General features: G+C 57.6%; 13 protein-coding genes. 4 read left to right on the plus strand and 9 right to left on the minus strand.

Annotated elements, in window-relative coordinates:
* Positions 1-247: 247 nt before the first annotated feature.
* A complete protein-coding gene (locus tag HW556_RS06705; protein WP_176899192.1) occupies positions 248-1,594 on the plus strand; it encodes a T9SS type A sorting domain-containing protein in 1,347 nt (448 codons plus the stop codon).
* A gap of 161 nt (positions 1,595-1,755) precedes the next feature.
* Positions 1,756-3,744 carry a DNA topoisomerase (ATP-hydrolyzing) subunit B gene (gyrB, locus tag HW556_RS06710; protein ID WP_176899193.1) on the plus strand — a complete coding sequence of 663 codons (1,989 nt, stop codon included), beginning with the start codon at positions 1,756-1,758 and terminating at the stop codon, positions 3,742-3,744.
* A gap of 141 nt (positions 3,745-3,885) precedes the next feature.
* On the opposite strand, the gene rsgA is transcribed toward gyrB, so the two are convergent.
* The 6 genes from rsgA to HW556_RS06740 all read right to left on the minus strand — a co-directional run bounded on the left by rsgA (position 3,886) and on the right by HW556_RS06740 (position 9,908).
* Complete coding sequence (rsgA, locus tag HW556_RS06715; RefSeq protein ID WP_176899194.1) at positions 3,886-4,812, minus strand: ribosome small subunit-dependent GTPase A; 927 nt, start codon at positions 4,810-4,812, stop codon at positions 3,886-3,888.
* Between the two features lie 188 nt (positions 4,813-5,000).
* A complete protein-coding gene (locus HW556_RS06720) occupies positions 5,001-6,221 on the minus strand; it encodes a 3-deoxy-D-manno-octulosonic acid transferase (protein WP_246289552.1) in 1,221 nt (406 codons plus the stop codon).
* Positions 6,222-6,399: 178 nt separating this feature from the next.
* The gene (locus tag HW556_RS06725) at positions 6,400-7,038 is read right to left on the minus strand and encodes a peroxiredoxin (protein WP_176899196.1); all 639 of its coding nucleotides are present in this window, start codon (positions 7,036-7,038) and stop codon (positions 6,400-6,402) included.
* 136 nt (positions 7,039-7,174) lie between these two features.
* Positions 7,175-7,657: a Fur family transcriptional regulator gene (locus HW556_RS06730; RefSeq protein WP_176899197.1), complete on the minus strand. Its 483-nt coding sequence runs from the start codon at positions 7,655-7,657 to the stop codon at positions 7,175-7,177.
* Between the two features lie 114 nt (positions 7,658-7,771).
* Positions 7,772-8,551 carry an enoyl-CoA hydratase-related protein gene (locus HW556_RS06735; protein WP_176899199.1) on the minus strand — a complete coding sequence of 260 codons (780 nt, stop codon included), beginning with the start codon at positions 8,549-8,551 and terminating at the stop codon, positions 7,772-7,774.
* Between the two features lie 85 nt (positions 8,552-8,636).
* A complete protein-coding gene (locus HW556_RS06740; RefSeq protein WP_176899201.1) occupies positions 8,637-9,908 on the minus strand; it encodes an aspartate kinase in 1,272 nt (423 codons plus the stop codon).
* A 158-nt stretch (positions 9,909-10,066) separates the two neighbouring features.
* On the opposite strand from HW556_RS06740, the gene fbp reads away from it, so the two are divergent.
* On the plus strand, positions 10,067-11,089 hold the full coding sequence (gene fbp / locus HW556_RS06745; RefSeq protein ID WP_176899204.1) for a class 1 fructose-bisphosphatase: 1,023 nt from the start codon (positions 10,067-10,069) through the stop codon (positions 11,087-11,089).
* Positions 11,090-11,157: 68 nt separating this feature from the next.
* Here fbp and HW556_RS06750 read toward each other — a convergent pair whose 3' ends face one another.
* The 3 genes from HW556_RS06750 to yihA form a co-directional block, all read right to left on the minus strand.
* Positions 11,158-11,814: a DUF5606 family protein gene (locus HW556_RS06750; protein WP_176899206.1), complete on the minus strand. Its 657-nt coding sequence runs from the start codon at positions 11,812-11,814 to the stop codon at positions 11,158-11,160.
* A 66-nt stretch (positions 11,815-11,880) separates the two neighbouring features.
* Positions 11,881-12,279: an energy transducer TonB gene (locus HW556_RS06755; protein WP_176899208.1), complete on the minus strand. Its 399-nt coding sequence runs from the start codon at positions 12,277-12,279 to the stop codon at positions 11,881-11,883.
* Positions 12,280-12,362: 83 nt separating this feature from the next.
* Positions 12,363-12,983, minus strand: a complete 621-nt coding sequence (gene yihA, locus HW556_RS06760) for a ribosome biogenesis GTP-binding protein YihA/YsxC (RefSeq protein WP_176899210.1) — start codon at positions 12,981-12,983, stop codon at positions 12,363-12,365.
* A 485-nt stretch (positions 12,984-13,468) separates the two neighbouring features.
* Here yihA and HW556_RS06765 point away from each other — a divergent pair, with 485 nt between their 5' ends.
* Positions 13,469-15,700 (plus strand): OmpA family protein, encoded by a 2,232-nt coding sequence (locus HW556_RS06765; RefSeq protein ID WP_246289553.1) that lies wholly within the window; start codon positions 13,469-13,471, stop codon positions 15,698-15,700.
* Positions 15,701-15,773 lie beyond the last annotated feature (73 nt).

Below are 15,773 nucleotides of genomic sequence, written 5' to 3' on the forward strand. Positions count from 1 at the left end.
CTTGCTCACTTGCTGCCAAAATGCCACACGCCCACTGCTACAGCGGGCGTGTGGCGTTTTGGCCAAGCAGGGCCGGTGCAGCGCAAGGCCAAGCGGTGGCAGAAGCAGCTGTTAATCAGCCGATGATTTCATGCAAATACACCTATATTGAAGCCCGGTCTGGTATAGCCTGCTTGTCTGGCGAGCGGCCTCATCCGGAAAGCGCTCCGTCTGAAATCGTCACCTTATTTCACCTTTTTCTCTCTCTATGAAAACAGTTGTACAACTCGTTGCTGGTTTATTGCTGACTACTGCCACTGCGCAGGCCCAGTGGGTAGCCCAGCCCTTCAACTTCACGCAGCCCCAGGCCGCTGCCGTCTACACCGACGCCGTGGATGCCAATACGGCCTGGGCCATGTCAAGCGGACTGTTGGCGGAGAATGTGCGCACCAATCAGGTTGCTCTTACCACCAATGGGGGCCAGAACTGGGTAGTAAAGCAGGTAACGGGCATCAGCAGTTCCGAAACGCTTACCAGCATATCGGCCATTAGTGCTACCACCGCGTGGGTTTCCACCTTCCGCACATCCACTGGCGGCGGCCGAGTGCTGAAAACCATTGATGGAGGCGCCACTTGGGTAGTGCAGTCCACGGCTATCATGTTCAGCGAAGCCAACAGCTACCCTAACTCGGTGTACTTCTTCGATGCCACCAATGGCATGGTGATGGGCGACGTGGACGGACGCAACGGCGGGGGCCTGGAAATATATTATACCTCCAATGGTGGCACCACCTGGACTCGCTCGGTCAACGTACCTACCGGCACCAATGGCGAATTCGGCACCTTCTTCCCCGTTGCGGCGGTTGGCAATTCCATCTGGTTTCCCAACAACGAAGGCGACATTTTCCGCTCGAGAGACCGGGGCGTTACCTGGCAGGTAGCTAAGCAGGTAGGATCCTCCGACGACCCGGTGGGCAGCATTGCTTTCCGTGATGAACTGAACGGACTGGCAGTGGTGCCTTCTTTTGCCAATACACAGCACGAGCTCTTCAGCAGTGCCGACGGTGGCGCTACCTGGACCCGCCTTGCCTACACCGGCCCACTGCACGGTTTTGGCATTGTTCGGGTGCCTGGCAACGGCAACTACTTATCGGTAGGCCTCGACCTGGGCAACGGCGACCAGGGCTCGTCGTACAGCCAGGATAACGGCAAAACCTGGATCAGGCTGGAAAGCACGATTGACCATCTGTTCGTGGATGCTGCCAGCCCGACAGCTGTCTGGAGCGGGAATATCTCGGCCGATGGAACGGGGGTAAACAAGCTGACCAGTACGGTGCTGAGCAACCGGGGCGCTACTCTGGTGCTTGGCGCCAGCCTCAGCCCCAACCCCAGCGCCAACGGGCAGTTCCGGGTACAGTGGCCCGCCGCGGCCCATACCGGGGCGGCTACGCTCACGGTACTCGATGTGCTGGGCCGTCAGGTGCAGCGTCGCACCCTCGATGTCACGCGCGGAACCGAGACAACCCTCGATCTGAGCGGCGAGAAATCCGGGGTGTATCAGGTACGGCTGGAGTCAGGTAGTGGCGTAAGTCAGCTGCGGGCACAGGTCCGGTAGCACTTGTTCTGATCCAAGAAAAAGCCTGGCTTCCTCTCCCGGAAGCCAGGCTTTTTTGGGCCCCTTGCTACTGGACAAAACCGGCCTCGCAGCTGGCAAAAACCGGATTTTTTCGGTATCTTTGCCTACTTACGCACTTCGCGCTGAACCCCCTCTGACACATGAGCGAAATCACTGAAAAAGTAGCCCCCGCCGAGTACTCGGCCAATAGCATTCAGGTACTCGAAGGGCTCGAAGCCGTGCGCAAACGCCCGTCGATGTACATCGGCGACACCGGCATCCGGGGCCTGCACCATTTGGTGTGGGAAGTAGTCGATAACTCCATCGACGAAGCCCTGGCCGGCCACTGCGACACGATCCACGTTACCATCAACGAAAACAACTCTGTTACCGTCCGCGACAATGGCCGCGGCATTCCCGTCGATTTCCACGAGAAAGAAGGCCGCTCGGCCCTCGAAGTGGTGATGACCGTACTGCACGCCGGTGGCAAGTTCGATAAGGACTCTTACAAGGTATCGGGCGGCCTGCACGGCGTGGGCGTGAGCTGCGTGAACGCGCTCAGCCAGGACCTGAAAGTAACCGTGCGCCGCAACGGTAAAATGTATCAGCAGGAATACAAGATCGGTATCCCGCAGTATCCGGTAAAGGAAATCGGGACCACTGACGAGCACGGTACCCAGGTGGAGTTCCTGCCCGACGACAGCATCTTCACGGAAAGCGTGTACAAGTATGCCACCATTGCCGGCCGCCTGCGCGAGCTGTCGTACCTGAACAGCGGCATCCGCATCACGCTAACTGACCGCCGCGAACCCGGCGAGAACGACGCCGAGTTCCGGGGCGAGGAGTTCTATTCGACCGGCGGCCTGGCCGAGTTCGTGCAGTACCTTGATGGCACCGAGCGTCACGCTCTGATGCCGGCCCCCATCCACGTGATCAACGAGAAGGGCAGCACGCCGGTAGAAGTAGCCCTGCAGTACAACGACTCGTACCAGGAAAATATCTTTTCCTACGTCAACAACATCAACACTCACGAGGGCGGTACCCACGTAGCCGGCTTCCGTTCGGCCCTCACGCGCACGCTCAAGGCCTACGCCGACAAGTCGGGCAAGCTGGAGAAGGCGAAGGTGGAGATTTCGGGCGAGGACTTCCGCGAGGGCCTCACGGCCGTTATTTCGGTGAAGGTGCAGGAGCCTCAATTCGAAGGCCAGACCAAAGCCAAGCTGGGCAATAACGAGGTGAATGGCGCGGTGAATACCGCAGTAGGAGAAATTCTAGCCCAGTACCTGGAGGAAAATCCTAAGGAAGCCGGCATCATTGTCGAGAAAGTGATTCTGGCCGCCAAGGCTCGGATTGCCGCTAAAAAGGCCCGCGAAATGGTGCAGCGCAAATCGGTGCTCGGCTCCACGTCGCTGCCCGGCAAGCTGGCCGACTGCTCCGAATCGGACCCCGAAATCTGCGAAATATACCTCGTGGAAGGTGACTCGGCCGGTGGTACTGCCAAGCAGGGCCGCAACCGCGCCTTCCAGGCCATTCTGCCGCTACGGGGTAAGATCCTCAATGTAGAGAAGGCCCAGGAGCACCGCATTCTGGAGAACGAGGAAATCCGGAACATGATTACGGCTCTGGGCGTGAGCTTTGGCGTCGCTGCCGATCCGGAAAACGGCATTGAGGCCGATTCCAAGGCGCTCAACATCAAGAAACTGCGCTACCACAAGGTCATCATCATGACCGATGCTGACATCGACGGTTCCCACATCAGGACCCTGATTCTGACCTTCTTCTTCCGCTACATGCGCGAGTTGGTCGATAAAGGCTACATCTATATCGCCCTGCCGCCGCTCTACCTCGTGAAAAAGGGCAAGGAGGAGCGCTATTGCTGGAGCGAGGAGGAGCGCATGGCTGCCCAGGAAGAGCTGGGTCGGGGCAAGCCCGAAACCGTAAATGTGCAGCGCTATAAAGGTTTGGGCGAGATGAACGCCGAGCAGCTCTGGAGCACCACTATGCAGCCCTCCACCCGCTCGCTCAAGCAGGTAAATGTGGACTCTGCCGCCGAGGCTGACCACCTGTTCTCGATGCTAATGGGCGACGAGGTAGCTCCCCGCCGCGATTTCATCGAGAAGAACGCCAAGTACGCCAAGCTCGACGTTTAGATTTTGAGCTGTTAGCCATTAGCTTTCGTTCTGAAAACCTACATAGAAAAAGCGCCAGCCCATTATGGGTTGGCGCTTTTTTGCTGGTATATCAGTAAGGGTAGGAAATGTAAATCAGAACGGAAACTGTCGGCTGAAGGCTTAACGACGGTTGTCCTCGGCTTGCTGCATGCTTACATAGCTGTCGTAGCGGGGGAGGGCAATGCGGCCCTGGTCCACGGCTTCGCGCACGACGCAGCCGGGTTCGTGCAGGTGCTGACAGTTGTGGTAGCGGCACTGGTTGAGCAGCGCGCGCATTTCGGGGAAATAGTGGGCCAACTCGCCGGCTTTCATGTCCACGAGGCCTAGCTCCTTGATGCCGGGCGTATCGATGAGGTAGGTGCCAGGGCGCACTTCGAGCATTTCGGCGTAGGTAGTAGTATGCACCCCTTTGTCGGAGAACTGACTGATTTCGGCCGTTTTCAGATCTAGGTCGGGCACAAGGGCGTTGATGAGCGTGCTTTTGCCCACGCCTGAATGGCCTGAGAGCAGCGACACCTTGCCATCGAGCAGCGCATCAACGTCTTCCAGACCCTCGCCGGTATGGGCCGAGCAGCGCAGGCCGGGGTAGCCCAGGCGCTCATACAACTGCTGAATCTGGCCCTGGTAATCGTTGAGGTCGTCGTCGTAGAGGTCAGTTTTGTTGAAAACCAGCGTGGTGGAAATGTGGTAGGCTTCGGCCGTGACTAGAAACCGGTCGATGAAGCCAAACGAGGTGGCTGGGGAAGCCAGTGTTACCACCAGCAGGGCCTGGTCGAGGTTGGCAGCCACAATGTGGGCGTGCTCGGTTTTGTGCACCGAGCGACGGATAATGTAGTTGCGGCGCGGCGCAATGTGATGAATCACGCCCGCGCCCTCGGTCTGTTCTTCCACCGTAAACTCCACCTCGTCGCCCACGGCCAGCGGGTTGCTCACCTTCAAGCCCTGGTTTTTGAACTTGCCCCGCAGCCGGCAGTGGTGGAACTGCCCGGTGCTAATTTCGCGCACCACGTACCATGAGCCCGTCGATCTGACAATGATTCCGGTCATGCCCTGAGAGTTGTTGAGGTAGTCATATAAGTGAGTTTAACGGGTGCAGGGTGTAGTGGCGTAGAGTAAGCAACTGATGGCGAAAGCCTTTGAGAGAGCCGGGAAATAACGACGTACTAGGTTGACTGCTGACGCCTGTGGGCCTCTTGTACGCGTTGGGCGTGCTGCTATGCCCGGAGCCCCCGCCTCTATTTCACTTGCTCAGCCTGCATCCAACTCATGATTTTACGGGTGGCCCCGCTGTGGTCGTGGACATAATCGAGGCTTTGGTCCTGCACCTGCAGGCGGGCTTCTTCGCGGTGGTAAAGCATTCCAAACGCTTTAAGCAACTCGTCGGAGGAGCTAACGGGGAAAGCGCAGCCCAGCTCCACAAGGTCCTGGGCCTCCTGAAACTTGTGGTAAGTGGGGCCAAACAGCAGCGGCAGGCCGAACGCAGCGGCTTCGAGCGTGTTGTGCAGGCCCTTGCCGAACGCTCCGCCCACGTAGGCAAAATGGCCAAAGCGGTACAGAAAGCTTAGCAGCCCCACGTTGTCGATGAGCAGCAGCCGGGCATTGGCTACGGTAGCCGCCTCGGCCTGCGAGTAGCGCACTACTTGGCCGGGCAGTGCGGCCTCCACCCGGCGCAGGTTAGCCTCATTTATTTCGTGGGGAGCCACAATAAAGCGCAACTCCTGCTGATACTGTTGCAGCAACGGCGTAAGTACGGCTATGTCTTCGGCCCAGCTGCTGCCCACAATCAGCACCGGGCACCAGTCGTCGGTAAAGGCTTCGATCAGGGGTAGGTGGCGGGGTGGGGCTGAGGCGGTACGCAAGACGGTATCAAAGCGGGTGTCGCCGGCCACGCTTACGCCCCGCAGGCCGGCACCGCGCAGCAGCTCAGCTGAGGCTTGGTTTTGGGTGAAGATGTGCGTAAAGAAACCCAGAGTACGACGAAAAAAACCGCCCCAAGGCTGGAAAAATACTTGTTCAGACCGGAAAATAGCCGATACGCAGATGGTTGGAATTGCCCTGCGCTGCAGCTCACGCAGGAAATAGTACCAGAACTCGTACTTCACGAACACGGCCAACCGGGGCTTCACGGCATCCAGAAAAGCGCGGGCATTGGCACCCGTATCAAGCGGCAGATAAAACACGTAATCTGCCCCGGGCCAGTTGTGGCGCACTTCGTAGCCCGAGGGCGAGAAGAATGTGAGCACCAGCTTATGGTCAGGATATTCGGTCTGGTAAGCTTCCATCAGCGGCCGGCCCTGCTCGAACTCGCCCAGTGAAGCGCAATGAAACCACACCAGCGGGGCCTTTTCATCGCGCAACTGCTCCTGAATGCGGTCCAGCAGCCCATGGCGCCCGTCCGTCCAGGCGGCGGCCTTAGGCACAAAGGGGCTCAGCAGCCGCAGCAGCAGCGCATACAAACGCAGACCAAAAGAATATAACAGCCGCAAGACGAAGCGAAAGGAAGCGAAAGCGAAACGGCCGGTACAAAGCAGCCCGCCACAAAAGTACGCCCTTCACCTCATTATAAAGCAAAAAGCCCCCACCCAACCGGATGAAGGCTTTTTGCGCAGAAGAACGACGTTCCTTTTCTATAAGTTAGTGAGCGGCCTGCTTGCCGAGGTAGTTGGCTACGCCCTCGCGGGTGGCCTGCATTCCCTCTTTGCCTTCCTCCCAGTTGGCGGGGCAAACTTCGCCCTTCTCCTCGAAGTACTGCAGGGCATCCACCATGCGCATGGCTTCGTCGATGCTACGGCCAAGTGGGCCGTCGTTCACTACCTGGTGGCGCACGATGCCGTCCTTGTCGATCAGGAATAGGCCGCGGTAGGCCATAGGTGAACCGATGAAGGTCATTTCGCCGGCTTCGTTATAGTCGTAGTGGCCGCCCAGCACGTCGTAGTTGGAGGCAATGGTTTTGGTGGCGTCGGCTACCAGCGGGTAGGTTACGCCCTCGATGCCTCCGTTGTCGCGCGGTGTTTGCAGCCAGGCGAAGTGCGAGAAGTGCGTATCGGTCGAGCAGCCTACAATGGCTACGCCCTTGGCCTCAAAATCGGCCAGACGCTCTTCAAAAGCAATGATTTCGGTGGGGCAAACGAAGGTGAAGTCGGCGGGGTAAAAATAGAAAATGACGTGCTTCTTGCCCAAATACCGGTCAAGGGAGAAATCCTCCTCGAATTCGCCATCAATAACGGCGGTGGCTTTGAAAGAAGGAGCGCGTTTACCAACAAGAACTGCCATGTGCTTTAAAACTTAAAGTTGAATGTGAGTTATTAGAAAACCGGACCGGAAGGTCCGTGAGCTAACCGCCACCCGTAACCGGGGAGCAGAATCAGCTAGAAAAGTCAATGAGTAGTGCCGGCGTATATCCGCCGCCTTAAGCCTGCTGAGCCGGCTCGGCAGTGGGCGGATCGACCACGCGGCTGCCCGTTACGTGCAAGGAGAAGGAGTGGGGCTGAAAACCAGGCAATCCTTTATCGGCAAAAAAGCCCCGAATGAGCTCATCAAGTTGCGGGTCGCAGTAATCGATAATTTCACGAGTATCGGCGCAAACCAAGTGATGATGCTCAGTGCAGTCGGCGTCGTAGCGGCGGCGCGAACCCTCGGCCGAGGCTACCCGGCGCGTAAGTCCAGCCACTACAAACGAATCGAGTGCCTTGTACACCGTCCCCAACGACACCGACGACAGTTGCTCGGTTACCCGCTGATGCACCTGCTCGGCAGTAGGGTGGCCCGGCAACACCAGCAGACTCTCCAGAATCAGGAGGCGCTGGCGAGTGGCCCGCAAGCCGACATCGGCTAGCTGCTGCTGCAGCTGCTCAGGTGTAGGAGCAGGGTGGTGGGGGTGAGGCGTGTGCACAGGTAAGAATGATTCTCCGCAAAGATAAGGCTATAAGCGTTGCGAAAGAAAAAATGTTTCATTTGGAGCGTTTTGGGGAGGAATGACATCCTATTCCTCCCCGCCTGCTGCCTGCTAGCGCCCCTTGAATTCAGCCGGGCGCTTCTCCACAAAGGCGGCCATACCTTCCTTCTGGTCTTCGGAGGCAAAGGTCATATAGAAGTTCTTGCGCTCGAAATGCAGGCCCTCATCCAAGTGGGTTTCGAAGGCGCGATTCACCGACTCCTTGGCTAGCCGGGCCGCTATCGGCGACATTTTGGCGATGCTCGCAGCCAGCCGGAAAGCTTCTTCCAGGTACTGGCCCACGGGAACCACCCGGTTCACGAGGCCGTGGCGGGCAGCCTCTTCGGCCCCCATCGGCTCGCCGGTGAGTACCATTTCCATGGCCCGGGCCTTGCCAATAGCGCGGGTGAGGCGCTGGGTGCCGCCCGCACCCGGCATGGTGCCGATGCGGATTTCGGGCTGCCCGAACTTGGCTGTTTCCGAGGCCACAATCATGTCGCAGGTCATGCACAACTCGCATCCTCCCCCCAGCGCAAAGCCCGACACGGCCGCTATGAGCGGCTTGGTCGTGCGCCGAATCTGGTCCCAGGTGCTGAACTGGTCAATCAGCAGCATGTCAATAGCCGTGCGGCCGGCCATCTGCTTGATGTCGGCGCCAGCGGCAAACGCCCGCTCGTTGCCCGTGAGCACGATTACGCGCACTTCGGGGTCCTTATCGAGTTCTTTCAGCGCGGCGGCTACCTCCTGCATCAGTTGCAGGTTGAGGGCATTTAGCTCTTTGGGGCGGTTGAGCTGAATAAGGGCCACCTGGGGCCGCGCCTGGGGCGTTACGAGAATGAATTCGGGAGTCATACGTAGTGCAAAAGCTGGAAGAATAGGAACAGCAAAGAACGTCATTCAGAGCGAAGCGAAGAATGACGTTCTTCTACCTCTTCGTTTACTCAATGCCCCGGCATACGAACTGAAACGTCTGGCGGGTGCGCTGCTCCAGCAGCAGCTCGCGGCCGGCCGTGAGGCGCTGCAGGCTGGGAGTATCGTAGTTTTTAATGGTGTACAGCTCTAGGCCACTGTTATAATGAATAGTGAACTGGTCCCGTAGCCGCGCCAGTAGCTGTTCAAGCCGGGCGGGCAGAAAGTCGGTGCACACTGAGAAGCTGATGGCCGAATTCTGCATAAGCCGGATTTTAAGCCGCACCTGCGCCAGCACCCCGAAAATCACCTCCAGGTTTTCCTCCGAAATAAAATCCAGCTCCTTCGACTCAAAGGAAATCAGGCACTGATCAGCTTTGCGGATGAAGGCCGGCACCAGCAGTCCGTGGCGGCAGTCGTGGATGCGCGTGCCCTCGGCCGTAGGGTCCAGAAACGACTTTACCAGCAGCGGAATGCCGCGTACGGCCAGTGGCTTGATGGTTTTGGGGTGAATGACCGATGCTCCGTAGTAGGCCATTTCAATGGTTTCCTGGTAGCTGATTTCGGGGTAGCGCACCGTGTCAGGAAATATCTTGGGGTCAGCATTCAGCAAACCTGCCACATCTTTCCAGATGGTGACCGACCCGGCCCCTAGGCAATAGGCCAGGATGGCGGCCGTAAAATCGGAGCCCTCGCGGCCCAGCGTGGTGGTAAGGCCACCGGCTGTGCCGCCCACGAAGCCCTGGGTAACCACCGGCAGACCCTGGGCTAGTTCTGCCAATGGTAGCGCGGCCCGCAAGGCAGCTTCGGTGGCGGCCCAGTCAAGGCGACCCTCGCGCCAGGTTTCATCGGTGCGGATTAGTGGGCGGCAGTCGAGCCAGCGCGCACCCAGAAATGCGGCCACAATGCGCGTGGAAAGCAGCTCGCCGCAGCCCACCACTTGGTCGTAGTGGCGGTCGAAGTCGGCGGCGGCTACCGTAATGGCGGTGGCCAGGTGCGTTTCAAGCGTGGTAAACAGCTCCCGCAGAAGTTCGTCGGCGGGTAGCTGCAACTCGGTGGCCACAGCTATATGGAAATCGCGCAACGCGGCCAGTTGGGTGGCGTAGGGTTGGCCGTCGTGTGCCAGCTGCAACAGCGCCTCCAAGGCGTTGGTCGTCTTGCCCATAGCCGATACCACGATTACCAACGGGCCTGGCCGGCCGTGCTCAGTTACAATGTGGCCCAGGTTGCGTAGGGCGGCGGCATCTTTCACCGAGGCCCCGCCAAATTTGTAGATTTTTAGTTGCGCTGAGTCGTGCATGGCCCCAAATGTAGGGCCGGCGCGCGGCTTCACCTTTGCTGTGTCTGCAAACGATACCGTGAATACCAGAGCGAAGATTCGCTTTGGCCGGCCCGAATTGGTTACTTTTGAGCTTTCCCCCCTCCTTCAAATCTAATCTTCCCACATCTCACCTTCTAATGGACAATCACGACAAGCTCGCGCTGCCCGTCGGCACCACTCTCGACCGCTTCATCATGCGCAAGCAGGAGGATTTCCCCTACGCCACCGGCGAACTGAGCCAACTGCTGCGCGATATTGCCTTGGCGGCCAAAATCGTCAACCGCGAAATCAACCGCTCAGGTCTTATCGATATTGCTGGCGCTTACGGCAACCGCAACGTGCAGGGCGAAGACCAGCAGAAGCTCGATGTTATTGCCAATATCCGCTTCATCCGGGCCCTGCGCAACGGGGGCGAGGTCTGCACCATCATCTCGGAAGAGGATGAGGACATGATCCAGACTGGCAACGTGCAGGGCAAGTACGTAGTGGCCATCGACCCGCTCGACGGCTCCAGCAACATCGATGTAAACGTAAGCATCGGTACCATCTTCAGCATTTACCGTCGCGTATCGCCTACTGGCAGCGAGGGTACGGCCCAAGACTGCCTGCAGACCGGCACCCACCAGGCCGCGGCCGGCTACGTTATTTACGGCTCCAGCACCATGATGGTGTACACGACCGGCAACGGCGTAAACGGCTTCACCTACGAGCCCAGCCTGGGCGAGTTCTTCCTTTCCCACCCCAACATCCAGACGCCCACCACGGGCAAGGTGTACTCGGTAAACGAGGGCTTGTCGGAGTATTTCTCTGAGGGCATGAAAAACTATGTATCCTATTGCAAGGAGGAAGGGTATTCGGCGCGCTACATTGGCTCGTTGGTAGCCGACTTTCACCGCAACTTGCTTAAAGGCGGTATCTATATGTACCCGGGTACGAGCAAGGTGCCCAACGGTAAGCTGCGGCTCATGTACGAGTGCAACCCGCTGGCCTTCATTGTAGAGCAGGCCGGCGGCAAGTCGAGCAATGGCCGCCGCCGCACCCTGGAACTGGAGCCCACCGAAACGCACGTCCGGTGTCCGGTGTTCATCGGCTCAACCGAAATGGTGGACAAGCTTGAGGAATTCCTGGCCGCTGAGGTGCTACAGGACGAGGCGAAATAAACAAAGCACAACCCACAAAAAAGCGCCGGCAACCCATTGGGTTGCCGGCGCTTTTTTGTGGGTTGTGCTTACTCAGCCTTTTTCTTGGGAGCCGCTTTCTTGGCGGGCTTGGCCACGGCCGCCTCGGGGTTACCTGGAGCTGTGTCGGCCTCTGGGGCAGCAATAATGCCAGCCGTGCTCATGGCCTCACCGGCAGCGGGCTCGGCCATCTTCTTGGTGGTTTTCTTCTTGGGCGCGGTGTCGGCGGCCACCGGCGTTGGCGGGGCCTTCTGCTCGGTTGCATCCTGCTCCGTTGCGTCCTGCGCGGTGGTTTCGTCCTCGGTGGCCGGAGCCTGGTACTCGAGGCGCTGGCTAACGATGTTGTACCACTGCACCAGCTTCTTGATGTCAGATAAGTACACCCGCTCGCGGTCGTAATCCGGAATGATGCCTTCCATGAACGACACCAGCTCCTGGTCGTTCGATTTATTGCTCAGGCCCAGGTCGGCGCCGTGTTGCTGATGAATCCGGTCGAATACTTCCGTCAGGGGCACCGTCTGGTCGTAGTCCTGGGTATAGATGGAAATTTCCTGGAGTAGCGACACCTTGTTCTGGGCGGCGGCTACCGAGCGGCTACCCTTGTCGTTGAGGGCTTCGATGATAACGCCGGCGCGGGTAGGGCGAACAAGGCGGTACAGACCGGGCATTCCGCTGATAGCGGCAATTTCCTTCAGGTCGTAGGGCATAGCAAAAAAAGCAGTGGTTGAAGAGGCGAAGGTACGCAACGCCCGCGAACAGGGCTCTGCGGCAGACTACAGCTTGAACGTGATGGGCAGGCTGGTGAGTACGGCGTAGTCGGGCTTATTGAACTTGAGCAGCCGCACCAGCCGCAGGGCCTCATCTCCGCAGCCGCCGCCAATCTGCTTCACCAGCTTAATTCCCGAAAGCGTACCATCGGTGTTGAGCGTGAAACTGACAATGCACTGGCCCTGAATCCGGTTGCGGCGGGCCATTACCGGGTATTTGAGCTCTTGGTTGATAAAGGCATACATAGCCTCCTGGCCGCCTTCGTAGTACTCAGCTACTGGAATAGTTTTGCCCGATGGAGCCGCCTGGGCAGCGGGAGCAGGGCTGGCCGTCTGGGCCAGGGCCGAGGCCGCTGGAAGGGCCAACAGGGCGCCAAGGCCTAGTAGGTAAAATGCGTTATTCATCTTCAAATGAGACTTAATGGAGTTGAAAAAGAAAGGGTTGCCGCGAATCTGGCTGGTCGGCATACTGCAAGAACGAGGCCAGCTTAGGCGTCGGCCCCGGCCTGAGCCGCCAGTTGCTGGTTGGTGTCGGCAACAAAGCCTAGCAGTTCTTCACGGCCCATTTTATCCTCGGCCGAGGTAACAAAGTATTGCGGCAGCTCGTCCCAGGTTTCCTGCATTTTCTCCAGGTACTGCACCACATTCTGGCTAGTACGCGACGACGACTGCTTGTCGGCCTTGGTGAAAACCATCACAAAGGGTACTCCTTCGGTTCCGAGCTGCTCCATAAACTCCAGGTCGACGGCCTGTGGCGTGTGGCGCGAGTCGAGCAGCACCATCACGCAGGTCAGGTTGGGTCGGTGGCGCAGGTAAAAGTTGATCATGCGGGCCCACTTGGCCCGGGCCTCCTTGCTGATGCGGGCATAGCCGTAGCCCGGCAAATCGACCAGATACCACGTCTCATTGATAAGAAAGTGGTTGATAAGCTGGGTTTTACCAGGCTGTGACGAGGTTTTGGCCAACCCTTTCTGGTTGGTAAGCATATTAATGAGCGACGACTTGCCCACGTTCGAGCGGCCGATAAAAGCGTACTCGGGCATCGTGGGAGCAGGGCAGTCTTCGGCCCGCGAATTGCTTGTTAAAAATCTGGCGTCCTGAATAAGCATCTGGGGCAATTAATTGGAAAGTACAAAGGTAAATATTCCGGACTGGCCGGAAAGGATCATCATTTTTTGAAGAAAAACCTTGTAGTTTATAAGGCTGGACTATATTTGCACATTCGTCTGCCTCTGAAACCGGAATAAAAGTTCCTCGTTAGAAGCGGTATATGAGCCCGAATTGCCCGATTCCGGTGGAATAGGATAGCACCAAGGCTGTATAATAAAATATCTATCTTTGCCCGCTAAACAGGCTGCCTGTTGGTTGGCGGAATGGAATAAAGCGACAAAAGGCGTTTTCCAGCACCTGGGTTTCGCTTTTTTTGCCCGCTTTGCCAACTCTGCAGTTAAATTTCAGTAATAGGAGGCAACCCCTAAATTACCTCTGCGTAATTGGCGGTCGATACTCTCTCCCCTTGCAACCCCCTCGTTTCCCTAACCCCTCCTCAATGGACAACTTAGTCAGAAGGTTATTAAAAGCCTCGTGTGCCGTCATGCTCACGACTGCAATGGCCCAGCCTGCCCTGGCTCAAAGCACCCGTCAGCAACTGAAAACGGCCAATAAGTTTTTCGGCCAAGAAAACTATCGTGCTTCGCTTCCTTACTATGAGCAGGTGCTGGCCAAAGACCCCAACAACGCCCAGGCGCTGTTCCGGGCGGGTATTGCCTATATGTCGTTTGATAAGGAAAAAGCCAGTGACTATATCTATAAGGCGCAGCGTTTGAAGAAGAACGTAGCCAAGGACGTAGAGTACTGGCTTGGCCGGGTTGACCACCTGAACTACAACTTCGACGAGGCCATCTCGCACTTCCAGGCCTACAACGCGACCCTCAAAACCAAGGATACCCGCAAGCGTGAGCTGGCGCAGCTGATTCAGCACAGCAAGAATGCCAAAGTGCAGTTCAACAGCCCCAAGGACATCTTCGTGAAGAATCTGGGCCCGACTATCAACACGCAGTGGTCGGAGCATAGCCCTGTAATCTCGGCCGACGATAAAGTGCTGCTCTTTACCTCGCGCTCCGATAACATGAGCGGCGCTCCGGTAGTGAGTGCCGATGGCAAATCGACGGACAGCAAGAAACTGGCTGCCGACGGACAGTACTACGAGAACATCTACGAGGCCCGCCGCATCGACGACGACAACTGGGATAAGCCTCGCTCGCTGAGCGGTGTGCTCAACGGTAAAGGCCATGATGCTTCGATCCAGGTGTTCGACAACGACACCAAACTGCTCATGTACCGCAATGATGAGAATGGCGACATTCTCTATGCAGAGAAGAGCGGTAACGATTGGACTGAGCCGAAGAAGCTGAATAAGAACATCAACACTTCGGCATTTGAGTCGGATGCCTACATCACGCCAGATGGCCTGACGATTTACTTCTCGACTTCGAAGTATTCGGAGGATAACACGCTCGATATCTACTTCTCTACCCGCGTACCCGGCGGCGACTGGGGTCCGGCCAAGACGATTGGTAACGCCATCAATACGCCTTACGACGACGACAGCCCGTACCTGAGCCGCGACGGCAAAACCATGTACTTCTCTTCGCGGGGCCACAACACCATGGGTGGCTACGACATCTACAAGTCGGACTACGACTCGATTGGCCGCAAGTGGGGCCGGCCCGAGAACATGGGCTACCCCATCAACACGCCTGACGATGATACGTACTACCGTCTGAGCCCCGATGGTTCGTACGCCTACCTGTCGTCGTACCGCATCGGTGGTTACGGTGAGAAGGACGTCTACACCATCAACTACATCAAGAACGCTATTATCCGGGGCCGCGTACTGGCAATGCAGGACAGCAGTGCCATTCCTGGTGCCGAGCTGGTGTTCAGCGGAACGCAGGCCGACAAAACGGCCCTGAGCTACCGCGACGTAAGCAAGCCGCTGACGGGCGAATACCAGGTGAACGTGCTTTCGGGCCGGACTTACCAGGTGGCCGTGAGCAAGGATGGCAAGAATATCGAAACCCAGGAGTTTGCTGTTCCGATTTCGACCAACGACTCTACCGTGGTTGAGAAGGATTTCTACGTCAACTACATCGATACGACGGCGGCCAACATGGCCAACATCAACCCGATTTACTTCGACACCGACAAGTACACGTTGCGGCCTGAGTCGATTGTAGAGTTGAACAAGGTGAGCGCGCTGTTGGCCGCCAACCCCGGCGTCAACATCTCGATTGAAGGCAACACCGATTCGCGCAACACCGACGAGTACAACATTGTACTGGGCCAGAACCGCGCGAACGTAGCCTACAACTACCTCAAGAAGGCCGGCATTGCCGAAACCCGCATGGTAACTGTAAGCTACGGCGAGCGTCGTCCAGTAGCCCCCAACGATTCACCGGAGAACATGCAGCTTAACCGTCGCACCGACTTCCGCGTGATTGTGAAGGAAGGCGAAGGCATGCCGAACATGAACCGTCCGGCTCCTGCTCCAGCTCCCTCGGGCGGCACGGGCACGGGTACTGGCAACGATATGGGCATGGGCACTACGCCAACTATGCCGCTGCAGCCTGGTAAAAGCAAGGTGACGCTAGAAGACGGCACCAAGGTGAAAACCAAGGTAGACGAGGACAGCGACAAGGTGAAGGTGAAAACCAAGGGTCCTGATGATGAAAAGAGCAAGACCGTAACCAAGGACGGAACCATCGATGCTAAGGCCAAAGACGCCGAAGGCAACAAGGTTAAAGTAAAGACCGACAACGACTAACCGACGGCTTTACGAATGAAACGGGCGGGCCGGGCATATAGCCCGGCCCGCTTTTTTTTAACATAATGGGGTA

It is taken from the genome of Hymenobacter terrestris (assembly GCF_013377905.1).
GTDB lineage: Bacteria > Bacteroidota > Bacteroidia > Cytophagales > Hymenobacteraceae > Hymenobacter > Hymenobacter terrestris.

Excerpts from the sequence above, each read along its gene's own strand:
- HW556_RS06755 (WP_176899208.1), bottom strand. The coding sequence starts at position 12,279 with ATGAATAACGCATTTTACCTACTAGGCCTTGGCGCCCTGTTGGCCCTT.
- HW556_RS06750 (WP_176899206.1), bottom strand. The coding sequence starts at position 11,814 with ATGCCCTACGACCTGAAGGAAATTGCCGCTATCAGCGGAATGCCCGGT.
- HW556_RS06735 (WP_176899199.1), bottom strand. The coding sequence starts at position 8,551 with ATGACTCCCGAATTCATTCTCGTAACGCCCCAGGCGCGGCCCCAGGTG.
- HW556_RS06765 (WP_246289553.1), top strand. The coding sequence starts at position 13,469 with ATGCTCACGACTGCAATGGCCCAGCCTGCCCTGGCTCAAAGCACCCGT.
- HW556_RS06705 (WP_176899192.1), top strand. The coding sequence starts at position 248 with ATGAAAACAGTTGTACAACTCGTTGCTGGTTTATTGCTGACTACTGCC.
- fbp (WP_176899204.1), top strand. The coding sequence starts at position 10,067 with ATGGACAATCACGACAAGCTCGCGCTGCCCGTCGGCACCACTCTCGAC.
- HW556_RS06740 (WP_176899201.1), bottom strand. The coding sequence starts at position 9,908 with ATGCACGACTCAGCGCAACTAAAAATCTACAAATTTGGCGGGGCCTCG.
- gyrB (WP_176899193.1), top strand. The coding sequence starts at position 1,756 with ATGAGCGAAATCACTGAAAAAGTAGCCCCCGCCGAGTACTCGGCCAAT.
- rsgA (WP_176899194.1), bottom strand. The coding sequence starts at position 4,812 with ATGACCGGAATCATTGTCAGATCGACGGGCTCATGGTACGTGGTGCGC.
- HW556_RS06725 (WP_176899196.1), bottom strand. The coding sequence starts at position 7,038 with ATGGCAGTTCTTGTTGGTAAACGCGCTCCTTCTTTCAAAGCCACCGCC.
- yihA (WP_176899210.1), bottom strand. The coding sequence starts at position 12,983 with ATGCTTATTCAGGACGCCAGATTTTTAACAAGCAATTCGCGGGCCGAA.